General features: G+C 71.4%; 9 protein-coding genes and 1 tRNA gene. 5 read left to right on the top strand and 5 right to left on the bottom strand.

The annotated features are described in order from the left end of the window. Nucleotides 1-61: 61 nt before the first annotated feature. The 5 genes from EL245_RS10725 to EL245_RS10705 form a co-directional block, all read right to left on the bottom strand. Nucleotides 62-1,858, bottom strand: coding sequence for a DUF7926 domain-containing protein (locus EL245_RS10725; protein WP_126383117.1), 1,797 nt, complete (start codon nucleotides 1,856-1,858; stop codon nucleotides 62-64). Nucleotides 1,859-2,174: 316 nt separating this feature from the next. Next, a complete protein-coding gene (locus EL245_RS10720; RefSeq protein WP_126383116.1) occupies nucleotides 2,175-5,744 on the bottom strand; it encodes a DUF5979 domain-containing protein in 3,570 nt (1,189 codons plus the stop codon). Nucleotides 5,745-6,253: 509 nt separating this feature from the next. Then, complete coding sequence (locus EL245_RS10715) at nucleotides 6,254-7,237, bottom strand: ribose-phosphate diphosphokinase (protein WP_126383115.1); 984 nt, start codon at nucleotides 7,235-7,237, stop codon at nucleotides 6,254-6,256. Nucleotides 7,238-7,304: 67 nt separating this feature from the next. Further along, nucleotides 7,305-8,303: a bifunctional UDP-N-acetylglucosamine diphosphorylase/glucosamine-1-phosphate N-acetyltransferase GlmU gene (locus EL245_RS10710; RefSeq protein ID WP_126383114.1), complete on the bottom strand. Its 999-nt coding sequence runs from the start codon at nucleotides 8,301-8,303 to the stop codon at nucleotides 7,305-7,307. Between the two features lie 93 nt (nucleotides 8,304-8,396). Then, nucleotides 8,397-8,468, bottom strand: a tRNA-Gln gene (locus EL245_RS10705). A 126-nt stretch (nucleotides 8,469-8,594) separates the two neighbouring features. On the opposite strand from EL245_RS10705, the gene EL245_RS10700 reads away from it, so the two are divergent. The 5 genes from EL245_RS10700 (at nucleotide 8,595) to EL245_RS10680 (ending at nucleotide 13,389) form a co-directional block, all read left to right on the top strand. Next, nucleotides 8,595-9,224: a TetR/AcrR family transcriptional regulator gene (locus EL245_RS10700; protein WP_126384410.1), complete on the top strand. Its 630-nt coding sequence runs from the start codon at nucleotides 8,595-8,597 to the stop codon at nucleotides 9,222-9,224. Nucleotides 9,225-9,319: 95 nt separating this feature from the next. After that, nucleotides 9,320-10,750, top strand: coding sequence for a glycerophosphodiester phosphodiesterase (locus tag EL245_RS10695; protein ID WP_126383113.1), 1,431 nt, complete (start codon nucleotides 9,320-9,322; stop codon nucleotides 10,748-10,750). Nucleotides 10,751-10,841: 91 nt separating this feature from the next. Then, entirely contained in the window at nucleotides 10,842-11,336 is a 495-nt protein-coding gene (locus EL245_RS10690; protein ID WP_126383112.1) for a hypothetical protein, read from the top strand. Nucleotides 11,337-11,353: 17 nt separating this feature from the next. After that, entirely contained in the window at nucleotides 11,354-12,097 is a 744-nt protein-coding gene (locus EL245_RS10685; protein WP_232009733.1) for a YveK family protein, read from the top strand. Continuing rightward, the gene (locus tag EL245_RS10680; RefSeq protein ID WP_126383111.1) at nucleotides 12,094-13,389 is read left to right on the top strand and encodes a hypothetical protein; all 1,296 of its coding nucleotides are present in this window, start codon (nucleotides 12,094-12,096) and stop codon (nucleotides 13,387-13,389) included. The genes EL245_RS10685 and EL245_RS10680 overlap by 4 nt, the downstream gene beginning before the upstream one ends. Nucleotides 13,390-13,408 lie beyond the last annotated feature (19 nt).

Here is a 13,408-nt window from a genome sequence, read left to right as displayed (position 1 = left end):
GGCCCCGTCCACACGGACGGAGCCACCCATCACACGAGCCCGCGACCCAGGCCCGCCGACCTCATGCCCGACGACGACGACGCAGCAACACGCCCCCACCCCCAAGGGCCACAACAGCCAGGACCCCAGGCACGACCACCGAGGCCCCCGTCCGCGCCAACGACGACCCGCCCGACACCGCGGACCCAGACGTCGACCCACCAGCCGGCGCACGGACCACACCCGGAGAGGACGCCCCCGCCGACGGCACAACAGACTCCGACGCACCCGCCGACACCGACCCCGAGGCCGTCGCTGACACCGTCGGAGTGGCCGACGCCGACTCCGACGGAGCGGCCGACGCCGACTCCGACGGGGCAGCCGAAGCAGACTCCGACGGAGCGGCCGACGCCGACTCCGACGGGGCAGCCGAAGCAGACTCCGACGGAGCGGCCGACGCCGACTCCGACGGGGCAGCCGAGGCAGACTCTGACGGGATGGCCGAGGCCGACTCCGAGGCCGACTCCGAGGCCGTCGGCGTCGGCGTCGGAGTCGGAGTCGGGATGAGCGTGTAGGAGTTGGTGAAGGTGGCGGTCACCGGGGTGGTGGCCGAGGAGATGGTCACGGTCTGCGCGGCCGGGGCGCTCAGCGTGTAGCCCTCGATGGCCGCCGAGGCCTCGTCCTCGGTGAGCGTGCACTCGGTGCCCAGGGCGAAGGACGCACCGGCAGGCACCGCCACGCCGTCACCCTTGGCCGACACGGTGCCCGACTGGCCGTCGGTGCACGTGTAGGAGAAGGAGTAGTCCTTGGCAGCCGCGCCCTCAGCGCCCGAGGCGGTCTTGACCACCTCGAAGGTACCCAGGGCGGTGGCCGTGTTCGTCAACGACACCGCCGTCGAGGTCTGGTCACCCACGGTGAGCGTGGAGGTCGCCGTCGATCCGACCTTGAACACCGGGGTGCCCCAGGAGTAGCCCGCCGACGCGGGGGACGCGCTCGAGGTGTCCTCGCACAGCGAGACGACCGTGCCCTTGGGGAAGGTGCCCGGGTACGTGCTCGTCCGACCGATGACGACCTTCATCGTCGTCGAGCCCGTGGTCCCGTCCGCGTTGAGCGTGCCCGGGGCCGTCCAGCCCTCGGCGGCGTAGACGCTCGCCGCCGCAGGCAGGGTGTAGTCGACCGTGACGTCGAAGGTCGTGCCCGCCGGCACGGAGTCCAGGCCGGAGCCCGTCAGGGTCTTGAGGACCTCAAAGCCTCCGTACCCGGCAGCCATGTCCACCGTGACCTTGAAGGACTCCACGTAGTTGCGCTCGAAGGACGCAGTGGCCGCCGTGCCGTCCAGGGCTGCCGTGTTCTCGTAGTGGACGCCCACCGAGGCGGTTCCGGACTGGGAGGTGAAGGTGACCGGGTAGGTGATCTTGTAGTTCGTGTTCTCGGCGAAGGGGCCGGTCACCGTGATCGTCGCGACCTGCCCGTCGATCGACACCGACATGTCGAAGTCGCCGGAGGTCGTGTTGAGGTCCGTGCCCGCCGCGTTCGTCACCCTGATGCCGGTCAGGCTCGGCTCGGCGGCGGAGTTGCGCACCATGATCGCCCACCTCGACATGTCGGTGCTGAAGGCCTGGCCCGGACCGAGGGTGTCGGTGAAGGTGATGGTCTGGCGTATCGAGCCGTCGACCGTGATCGGGGTGCCCGCCGCGGCGAGCTGCTGGGTGATGTAGGGGGTCCCGAAGTTGACCTCCCAGACCATCGACGAGGTCGGGCCGATGACGGAGGACATCTTGCTCAGGCGCAGCGGGACGTAGGTCGTGGGGACCACTCCCGAGATCCCACCGGTGCCGGGCAGGTCCACCGAGACCGTCTGCGAGCCGTTGACGGTCATGTCGACCGCCTCGGCGGTCGTCGACCGGGTGATGAGGAGGAGCGCCTGGCTCTTGCCCTTGAAGCCGGTGAACCCAGCGGCCTTGAGCTCGTCGACTCGGCCGTCAGTCGCTGGCCGGGGGCGTCGACCCCGCTGCGGCTGGACTTGACGAGCTGCAGGTTGGAGACCGAGACCTGCGAGCTGACTGCGGCCTGCACCTCGATCGGGGCAAGAGAGCCGAGCACGAGGGTGGCCCCCTGCTCCCGTCTGGGAGCAGGGGGCCACCCTCGTGCCTGCGGCTGCGGGCCGCCTCTGAGGTGGGAGGCCCGCCGCCGGCTCAGGCCCGGCGACGACGCAGGAGCATCACGCCACCGGCGAGCAAGGCCACCACGATGATCACCGGCACGGCGATCGAGGCGCCGGTGCGGGCCAGGGAGGCGGCCGGCGAGCCCGGCTCAGAGGTGGGCGTCCCAGAGGCCTGGGCGCTCGGGGACTCCGAGGGCGTGGCCGACGGCGTGGGCGTCGGGTTGGGCGTGTAGGTGTTGGTGAAGGACGCGGTCACGACCTCACCCTTGTCGGTGATCGTCACCGTCTGGGGCTCGGGGGCCACGAGGGTGTGGCCGTCGATCCCGGCCGAGGCGGTGTCCTCGGTGATCGTGCACTCGGTGCCCGTGGGCAGCGTCGGTCCGGCCACCGCGGTGCCGTCGGCCTTGACCGTCAGCTCACCGGTGCTCGAGTCGGAGCAGGTGTAGGTGAAGGAGAACTCCTTGTCCTGGACCGCCTGGCCCGAGGCTCCCGACACCGACTTCGTCACCGCGAAGGAGCCGGTGTGACGGGTGTAGGTGTTGGTGAAGGAGGCGGTGACGACCTGCGAGGGGTTGGCCACGGTGATCGTCTGGGCCTCGGGGATGACGACGTCGTACTGGTCGACACCCGCGGACGTGGCGCGCTCGCTGAGCGTGCAGGTCGCCCCGACCGGCAGGTCGGCCGGTCCGGCGGCAGCGGTCCCGTCGCCAGGAACCTCGACGGATCCGGTGCGCTCGCCCTCGACGCTCGTGCACGAGTAGTCGACGGTGAAGGACCTCTGCGCGATGGTCTGGGCGTCGTCGCCGGCGACGGTCTTGACGATCTCGAAGCCGCCGCGCTCGAGGGTGTAGGTGTTGACCGCCGCGACCTCGATCCCCGAGCCCTCGGTGACCTCCACGGTGGCGCTGGCGCCGTCGACGGCGGTGCCGTCCACGCTCATGGTCGTCTCCAGCTCGGCGCCCTCCACGCCAGCGGTCCTCTCGGTGACCGTGCACGAGCCCACGGGCAGGTCGGTCACGGAGGCCGAGGACCCGGCGGCAACCGTCAGGGTGCCCGTGACGTCCGGGCCGGCGGCCGCGGTCGTGCAGGTGTAGTCGAAGGTGAACTCCGCCGGGGCCAGGGCGGCGCCGTCGCCGGCGACCGTCTTGGACACCGTGAAGCCTCCGGTGAGCAGCGTGTAGCTGTTGGTGACCGTGACCGCCGGGGTCGAGTCCTTGACGACCGTCACCGCGGTCGACGAGTAGCTCGTCGCCACCGCGAAGCCGGCGCGGGCGGCCGAGGCGGCGTCCTCGGAGACCGTGCAGGTCGTGCCGGTCGGCACGACCGGGCCCTCGACGGGCTGGCCGTTCATCCCCAGCTCGAGGGAGCCGCTCGTGGCCTGGGGGTCGTTGCACTCGTAGCGCACGGTGACGGTGTCGGCCTCGGACGGGTTGTAGTCGCCGGTGACGGCCTTGGCCACCGTGAAGGTGCCGGTGTCACGGGTGTAGGTGTTCGTCGCCGTGACCGCTGAGGTCTGGCCCTTGACGATGGTGACCGTGTCCGCCGACAGGGTCGAGGCCACCGAGTAGCCGTCCTTGGCCGCCGAGGCGGCGTCCTCGGAGACCGTGCAGGTCGCGCCGGCGGTGATGCCCGGTGAGGTGACGACCGTGCCGTCGCCCGGGACGCTCAGGGTGCCGGAGGACCCGTCGGTGCAGGTGTAGGTGAAGGCGTAGGTGCCCGCCGCGAAGGAGCTCTCGCCGCCCTCGACCGACTTGGCCACCGAGAAGGCGCCCTCGTCCTTGGCGTAGGAGTTGGTGAAGGTGGCGGTCACCGGGGTGGTGGCCGAGGAGATGGTCACGGTCTGCGCGGCCGGGGCGCTCAGCGTGTAGCCCTCGATGGCCGCCGAGGCCTCGTCCTCGGTGAGCGTGCACTCGGTGCCCAGGGCGAAGGACGCACCGGCAGGCACCGCCACGCCGTCACCCTTGGCCGACACGGTGCCCGACTGGCCGTCGGTGCACGTGTAGGAGAAGGAGTAGTCCTTGGCAGCCGCGCCCTCAGCGCCCGAGACGGTCTTGACCACCTCGAAGGTACCCAGGGCGGTGGCCGTGTTCGTCAGCGACACCGCCGTCGAGGTCTGGTCACCCACGGTGAAGGTCGAGGTCGCCTTGTTGCCCACGGAGAAGACGGGCTCTCCCCAGGAGTAGGGGCCCGAGGTCGAGGCCGTCGAGGTGTCCTCGCTCAGCGTGACGACCGTGCCCTTGGGGAAGGTGCCCGGGTAGGTGTTGGACTCGCCGATGACGACCTTCATCGTCGTCGAGCCCGTGGTCCCGTCCGCGTTGAGCGTGCCCGGGGCCGTCCAGCCCTCGGCGGCGTAGACGCTCGCCGCCGCAGGCAGGGTGTAGTCGACCTTGACGTCGAAGGTCGTGCCGGCGGCGACCTCGGCCAGGCCGGAGCCCTCGAGGTACTTGGTCACCCCGAAGCCTCCGTACCCGGCAGCCATCTTGACGGTGATCGACACCGAGCTGATGTAGCTGCGGGTGGCGGTGGCCACCGAGTCGGAGCCGGCGACAGTGGCGCTGTTCGCGTACTTGACGCCCACGAGGGCCTTGCCGGTCTCCGAGGTGAAGGTGACCGGGTAGTAGACCTTGTAGTTCGTGTCCTGGGCGAAGGGGCCGGTCACCGTGATCGTCGCGACCTGCCCGTCGATCGACACCGACATGTCGAAGTCGCCGTAGGTGGCGTTGAGGTCCTTGCCCGCGGCGTCGACGACCGGGACACCCGTGAGGTCCGGCTCGGCCGCGGAGTTGCGCACCATGAACATCCACCTCGACAGGTCGGTGCTGAAGGCCTGGCCCGCGCCGAGGGTGTCGGTGAAGGTGATGGTCTGTCGCGTCGAGCCGTCCAGGACCAGCGCCTGGTCGGAGTCCTTGAGCAGGCCCTGCAGGTAGGCCGAGCCGTAGTTGATCTCCCAGACCGTGCCGGTCGACTGGGAGTTGATGAGCGCAGCGACCTTGGAGAAGCGCCCCGGAGAGTAGGTGGCGGCTCCCTTGGCGCGGATACCGCCCTCGCCGGGCAGGTCCACGGACACGGTCTGAGAGGCGTTGACCGAGAAGTCGACCGTCTCGCTCGTGGTCGTGCCGGTCACCTTGAGCAGGGCGCTCCCGGTGCCGCTGAAGCCGCCGAAGCCCGCGCGCTTGAGCTCATCGACCTTGTCGTTGAAGGTGCAGGTCAGCTCCTTCTGGGTGAGCTCGCAGGTGCCGATCCCCACCTCCTGGCCGTTGTAGGACACGCTCATCTCGGTCGTCTTGGGGTACTCCAGGTTGTTGAAGTACGTGCCCAGGTTGATCGAGAAGGAGTCGCCCGAGGCGATGTCGGCCTGGGAGGCGTCCCAGTCGAAGGTGAGCCTGGCGACGTCGTCGTTGGTGAGGTATCCGCTCGAGACGGCGCCGACGATGTCGGACCTGACCAGGACCAGGTTCGAGACCGTGATCCGGGAGTTGACGGCCGCCTGCACCTGGACCGGGACGACGAGGCCGAGCACGAGAGCCACAAGGCCGAGACACACGATCGCCAGGGCCGAGCGCCCTGACGACGAGTCCCTGCGGGGGGCAAGGGTTTGCATGGGGGATGTCCTCTTCCGTGGGAACTGCGGTTCAGGGGGTCCGCTAACAACACGGCGAGCGTACATCTCATCGCAAGCGAGTTCTCAGCACTGAAAACCCGGTTTCTTGAGAATCCGCGGATTCTCCTCATATTCGTGACGCAACTGTGACGGCTCAGGTCCTTTGATGAGGTGGCGGTCACGGGAGCCCGGAGAGAACGCAGGACGTGGCGAGCGCCTGGCGAAGCGGGCCGGAGGGGACGGCGGACACGGCAGCGGGGCCCCACCCGGAGGTGGGGCCCCGCTGCCGTGGAGATGGGGTGCCGTGGCCGACGCGGCCCGCCGGGGGCCGCGCGCAGGCGAGCCCAGGTGGACGGGGTCGGCTCCGAGGACGGATACGAGCCGGGGGCCGCGCAGGCGAGCCCGGGCGTGCCCAGAGCCTCGGGCAGGCGCCCTGAGGCTCCCGGGGAGCCTCAGGGGAGGTCAGAGGGACGTCGGGGACGCCGCGCGGAGGCACCTCCCAGGGGTGCTCAGACCTCCTGGGCCTCGAACAAGGAGGTGACTGACCCGTCGTCGAAGACCGCGGTGATGGCCCGGGCCAGGAGCGGGGCGATGGGCAGGATCGTCAGCTGCTTGAAGCGCTTGGCCTCGGGGATGGGCAGCGTGTCGGTGACCACCACCTCTCGCGCCCCGCAGGACGACAGCCTGTCGACGGCGGGACCCGAGAGAACGCCGTGGGTGGCCGCGACGATGACGTCCTTGGCCCCGGAGCCCAGGAGGACCGCGACGGCCTTGGCGATCGTGCCGCCGGTGTCGATCATGTCGTCGACCAGGACGCAGGAGCGGCCCTCGACGTCCCCGACGACGCGGTTGGCCACCGACTCGTTGGGGCGGGTCACGTCGCGGGTCTTGTGGACGAAGGCCAGGGGGGTGCCTCCCAGGGCGTTGGCCCAGCGCTCGGCCACACGGATGCGTCCGGCGTCGGGGGACACGACCGTCGTGCTGCCGACGTCCACCCGCCCGCGGATGTAGTCGACAAGCACCGGCTGGGCCCACAGGTGGTCCCACGGGCCGTCGAAGAAGCCCTGCTCCTGGGAGGTGTGCAGGTCCACGCTCATGAGCCTGTTGGCGCCCGCGGTCTTGTACATGTCGGCGACGAGCCGGGCGCTGATCGGCTCGCGCCCCAGGTGCTTCTTGTCCTGACGGGCGTAGGGGAAGAAGGGGGCGACCGCGGTGATGCGCTTGGCCGAGGCCCGTTTGAGGGCGTCGACCATGATGAGCTGCTCCATGAGCCAGTCGTTGACCCTGTCCCCGTGGGACTGCATGACGAAGACGTCGCAGCCGCGCACCGACTCGTTGAAACGGACGTAGGTCTCCCCGTTGGAGAAGTCGTAGGCGGTCGAGGACAGGACCTCGGTGCCCAGCTCGGAGGCGACGTCCTGTGCCAGTCGCGGGTGCGCTCGCCCCGAGACGATGACCAGGCGCTTCTCGCCCCTGCTGATGATGCCGGTCATGACGTGGTTCCCCTCCCGCCGCAGGTGCGGCTGTCATCGGTGCGGGTGGCTGGAGCCGTCACCCGCGTCAGCGCCCCGTGCCCGGGACGTCGCCGTCGAGCCGGTCGAAGGGCGCCACGACGGCGCCTGCCGGGATGTCGACGTCGGTCAGGATGGCGTAGGCGCCCACGCGAGCGCCCTGGCCGATGCGCGTGCGCCCGCGCAGGATGGCCCCCTGCTCGAGGAGGACGTCCTGGGCGAGCTCGACCGTGACGTCCACCCAGGTCGAGGACGGGTCGACCACGCCGACCCCGAGCTCCATCCACGCCGCCAGGGTCCGGCGGTTGAGCTCGGCCCCCAAGGAGGCGAGCTGCGCGCGGTCGTTGCACCCCTCGACGAGCCAGTGGTCGGTCACGACCAGGGCGCTCGTGGGCAGGCCCGCACCGTGAGCGCGCTCGACGACGTCGGTGAGGTAGACCTCGCCCTGGTCGTTGTCTCGCCCCAGGGTCTCCAGCGCCCGACGCAGGTGGGCGGCGTCGAAGGCGTAGACACCGGCGTTGACCTCGGTGATCGCCTGCTGCTCGGGGGAGGCGTCGCGCTGCTCGACCACTGCCCGCACCGTGCCGTCGGGCTCCCGCAGGACCCGGCCGTAGCCGGTGGGGTCGGCCAGGCTGGTGGTCAGCAGCGTCACGGCGTCACCGCGCCCGACGTGCTGGGCGACGAGCGCCTCGAGGGTCGCGGTGTCGAGCAGCGGCACGTCCCCGGAGGTGACGACGACAGGGCCCGACAGGTCCTCGGGCAGGGCCGCCAGGGCGCAGGCCACGGCACGCCCGGTCCCGGGGACCTCGTCCTGGTCGACCGCCACTGCCCGGGGGGCCTGGGCAGCCAGGTGGGCCACGACGGCCTCGCGCTCGTGGCGCACGACGACGACGAGGTGCTCCGGGTCGAGCCCCTGCGCGGCGGCCACGGCGTGGCACAGGAGGCTGCGGCCCCCGATCTCGTGCAGGACCTTGGGCGTCGCCGAGCGCATTCGGGTGCCCTTGCCTGCGGCCATGACGATGACGGCGGCGGGGGAGGTAGGGGCCACGGGTCCTCTTCTCGCTGGTTCTCTCGCGCCCTGGCTGCCGGGCGTTCGGGACGGGCTCATCTTACCGAGACCGAGGACGGGCGCACCCCGACGCTCCGCCCCCAGGGTTCGAACCCGGGCCTCAAGGCTCCAAAGGCCTGCGTGCTGCCACTACACCAGGGCGGACCGCCGCCCCGGGACCCGTGGCGGCGCCCGCCCAGTGTCTCACGAGCGGCGGGGTGCCGGGGCTGAGCCGCGGCGCCCGCGCGGACTCCCTGCATAATGTCAGGAAGAGAAGGGATGATGGCAGTCATGTCGGCCAAGGCGGGCAAACGCACCCGCATGAGTGCGGGCGAACGTCGAGAGCAGCTCATCGACGTCGCCCGGGGCCTGTTCGCCCTCAAGGGCTTCGACGCGACGAGTATCGAGGAGATCGCCGCCCGGGCGCAGGTGTCCAAACCGGTCGTCTACGAGCACTTCGGAGGCAAGGAGGGGCTGTACGCGGTCATCGTCGACCGAGAGCTGACCACGATCGCCTCGACCATCACCGGAGCGCTGGGCTCGTCCTCCTCGTCGTCGGTGATCGTGCAGCGTGCCGCCCTCGCGCTGCTCACGTACATCGAGGACTCCCCCGACGGGTTCCGGATCCTGTCCTCGGGCTCCGACCGCGCGGCCGGGACCTACTCCACGCTCCTGTCCGACGTCGCGATCGAGGTCTCCGGGCTCCTGGCCTCACAGTTCGCCGCCCACGACCTCGACCCGCACACCGCCCCCCTGTACGCGCAGATGCTTGTCGGAATCGTGGCCATGCCCGCCCAGTGGTGGTTGGAGAACCGCACGATGAGCAAGGAGGAGGTCGCCGCCCACATGGCCAATCTCGCATGGAACGGCCTGCGCGCCATCGAGCCGGAACCCGCTTTGCGTGAGGAGGCTCTCCGTTGACCTGGGAACCGGATTGCCAAAGACTCGTGGACTGGTCACCTCTGGGCCAGTTGAGGCCGGAACAACCTGTGGCACCCTGAAAGGAGACACCTGCCATGATCACTGTGAGGCAAGCCGCCTACGCGGAGGCCCGCGCCGGTTCTGGGGGCGCGCTCCAGGTCTCGGCCCAGGCCGGGGACCTCGTCCTGCTCATCACCTGCTCCCAGTTCGGCCACGTCGGCAAGGGAGGCCTGCCCTCCGGCTGGTCTCACGTCTACTCCGACGGCTCCGCCAGCCGGTCCCGCTCAGGGCTCGTGGCATGGACCTGGGCCTCCAAGGCCCAGACCGTCTCCCTGAGCACGTGGTGGGGCGGTAACGCGGGCAACCTCTCGCGGCAGCGGGGTCTGCTCCTGGCCGTGAGCGGGGTGGCCCAAGGCTCCAAGCCCTCGACCGCGGGCTGGACCGCCACCGCCCCGACCACGCCCCCGGCCGGGATCGTCGTCGCACAGCAGCACGGCACCGCCTTCGCCCCGCTCAACGAGTTCGTCGTCGGCACCGACCAGGTCATCCACGCCGGGCAGGCCTCGACGACGGCGTCATGGTCGACGCTGCGGGCCGTCCTGACCCAGGGAGGTTCGACCCTGACCCAGGGGACCCAGCTGGCCACGACGGCGTGGCTCACGATCGGGCTGACCGCTGCCGCCGGGACCGCTGCCACCGCCGCCGCACCCGCCGCCTCCACCGCCCCCACGAGCGGGCAGGGGGACCAGGTGATCGGGCTCAAGGTCATCGGAGCGGGTGGCGCGGTGACCGCCGGCGCTCAGGTCACCGTGACCCCGCCGGTCAAGGTCGACGTCTCCAGCCTCATGTCGCAGACGAAGGGCTGGATGGTGGCCCACCGAGGCGGCTCCGCCGACTGGCCCGAGATGAGCCTGAGGGCCTACACCGAGTGCGCCACCCGCGGCGTCGAGGCTCTCGAGTTCAGCTTCTCCCTCACCTCTGACGGCGTGCCGGTGGGGGTGCACAACCGCGACCTCCAGGGCGTCGACCCCTCGGCCCCGGCCACACCCGTCTCCGAGATGACGTGGGAGCAGGTGCGTCGGCACACGACAGAGGGCGAGCCCTTCATCAGGCTGGACGACCTCGTGACCGCCTACGGCCAGAACCACGTCCTGTTCGTGGACCCCAAGTACGCCGCCGCCTCCCACACGACCTACCTGCCGTGGCTGGACCCGGCGCGCACCGTCATGAAGTTCTACGGGGACGCCACGTGGCTGGCGGACATCTGGCGCGCCGCCGGCTTCCGCACCTGGGGCTACCTCTACGCCCCCGAGATCCAGGACGGGCGCGCGGCCACCTGGGCCTCTCACTGGGACATGATCGGCGTGCCCTGGGACGCGCCTGAGCAGGTGTGGGCCACCGCGCTGGGCTACGGCAAACCCGTCCTGGGGCACATCTGCCCGAGCCAGGAGGCCCTCGACACCTGCCTGTCCCGCGGGGCCGTGGGCGCCATGTGCGCCAAGGTCGACGGGGTGAGAGCCTCATGAGCCGCCGTCCCGCCGCAGCACCGACCACAGCCATCGACCCGATCAGCCGGAGGCGCGTCGCACCGCGTGCCCGGTCGTGCAGGAGGTAACCATGCTGAGCAGACGACGCCTCATCACCGTCGCGGTGGGCGGCCTGGGTGTCGCGACCGCCGCCGTCGTGACGAGCAACGTCTCGAGCCGCCTCGAGGCCCAGGCGGTCACCGCGGCGGCCACCGCCTCCCCGGTCGAGCCCCAGGTGCTCGTCGGCCCGGTCTCCGTCGTCGACGGTCACACGGTGGTGCGCGTCGCCGCCCGCGGCGCGGGGACCGAGCTGCTCACGTCCACCGGGGCCTTCACCACGGAGGGCGGCTCCCTCGTCCCCTCCGGCCTGCGGCTCCTGTCCTTGTCCCGAGGGGTTGCGCTCCAGGCCCTGTCCGAGCACCCGACGGTCGTGTCGACGAAGGCCGAGGAGGGGCTCACGGAGGCCTTCGCCGTCTTCGAGGCCCTCGACGGCTCCGAGGACGTCGAGGTGCTTCTGCCCGGCTTCGGCCTCGTGGGCTCCGTCCCCCTCGTCACGCCTGCACAGACCGGTTTCTCAGTGTCCTGACCCGGGGCGCACCACCCATGACGACAGCTGCCGGGGCACGCGCCCCGCAGGACGACAAGGAGCAGGCCATGGAGCCCGACGACATCCTCGACGCGCTGCGCAGACACATTCCGCTCGTGCTCGTGCACGCCGTGCTGGGGCTGGTCGCCGGGCTGGTCCTGGCGGCCGCCGCCACGCCCGTCTACACCTCGAGGGCGAGCGCTCTCGTCGCCGCCGACCCGGGCGACGGCACGCAGTCGGTCACCTCCTCGACCACGGTCATCTCGGCGATCATGCCCACGCTCATCGAGGTGGGAACCTCCGAGACCGTCATCGCCGAGGTCGCCCAGTCCACGGGGATGAAGCCCTCGCAGATCCGCGGCTCGGTCGAGCTGTCCAACGCGACCAACAGCCTTATCGTCGAGGTCACGGCCCGCGCCTCGAGCCCTGAGGACGCCCAGACGATCGCCAAGGCCGAGATCGAGGCCCTGCGCGGCGTCGTCTCGGAGATGTCCGTCAAGGGCCAGGAGGAGGAGGTCGCCCTGACCCTGACCGATGTCGACGGCGCCTCCCTGCCCGGGGCCCCGTCAGGTCCCTCGAAGTCCCGTTACGCGCTCATCGGCGCGACCCTGGGCGCGACCGTCGGCGCCTGCGTGGCGCTCCTCCTGCACCGGGGCTCGAGCGGCTCCCGGGGCACTCGTGTGGCCCTGCCCCCCTCCGGCCGGGCACAGGTCCGCCACGTGGCCCGCACGGGACGCGGCTCCGGCCGGTCCCGCGCATGACCGCAGCGGCCCCGGCCGCTCAGGGTGCCCGGCCCTCGCCCACCGGCCTGTCCTGGGAGGCTGTCGCCGCGGCGATCATGGCTGCGCTGGTGGCGATGCGCACCGAGGTCGCCGGGGGGATCGTCGTGGGCGACTGCGCCGCCCTCGTCCTCCTGCCGGTGACCTGGACGGCGGTGCGCCGCTCGCGAGGCTTCACCTGGCTGCTGGTCGTCGCCGCCCTGGCCGTCGTGGCGGGGTGGGTGCTGTCCCTGGCGGCCGTCGGGGAGTTCACGGTGCTCGTCTCGGCACGGCGCTCGGTGCTGCTGCTCGCCGCCGGGCTGCCGGCCGTCGTGGCGACACTGGTGTGGGCGAGCCGGCGCCTGTCCCTGCGCGGGGCGGTGGCCGCCTTCGGCGTGGGCATGGTCATCGACAACCTCTCCCTCCTCCAGACCTCCCCCAACCCCTGGAAGTTCGGCCTCGGGGTGGCGGTGGCCGTCACGCTCACGGCCCTGACCCAGGGCCTGGGACGCCCCGTCCAGGCGACGATCGCCGGGGTGCTGGCGGTGTCCTTCCTCCTGGCCGACTCGCGGGCCACCTCCGGTTTCATGCTCCTCATCATGGCCCTGCTCGTCTGGCAGGCGGTCGCCGCGACCCTGCCGGTGCGCCACTGGTCACCGGCGCGCCTGCGCCTCAACCAGTCGCTCCTCGTGGCGGGGATGACCCTGGCCGCGGTCACGGCCGTCGTCGCAGCCTCCCTGTCGGGCTACCTGGGCCAGGACGCCCAGGCCCGCACCGCCGCCCAGGCCGCCGGCACGACCAACCCCTTCCTGGCCGCCCGACCCGAGCTCGGGGCCTCCTGGGCGCTGCTCACCCACCGGCCCTGGGGCTACGGCGCGGGGGTCATGCCCCGCTACGAGGACGTGCGGGTCGCGATGAACGGGATGAAGGAGCTCGGCTACAACCCGGACAACGGCTACGTCCAGCAGTACATGTTCGGCAACGGCTTCGAGCTGCACTCCGGCCTCGTCGACGCCTGGATCGCGCTGTCCGTGCCCGGCGCGGCGCTCATGGTGCTCGGCGTCCTCATGGCGCTGCGCGCGCTGCGGACCGACCTGGGCACCCTGCGCACCCGCGCCTGGCTGCTCATCGCGGTGCTCGTGACGATCATGAACGTCCTCGTCGGCCCGCTGACCATCCTGCCCCCCTTCCTCGCCATCGTCATGGCGACCGCCCTCGAGGACGAGCCGCGGGCCGCGCCGACGACCCCCTCCCCGGTGCGGCGGTCCGCTCGGCCGCTGCCCGGCGGCGGCTGAGGCGGGCCGGAGCGGGCCC

This window comes from Actinomyces howellii (genome assembly GCF_900637165.1).
In the GTDB taxonomy this organism is placed as follows: Bacteria; Actinomycetota; Actinomycetes; order Actinomycetales; family Actinomycetaceae; genus Actinomyces; species Actinomyces howellii.
The sequence above is the reverse complement of the archived record's forward strand: the minus strand, read 5'-3'. Positions and strand labels throughout refer to the sequence as shown.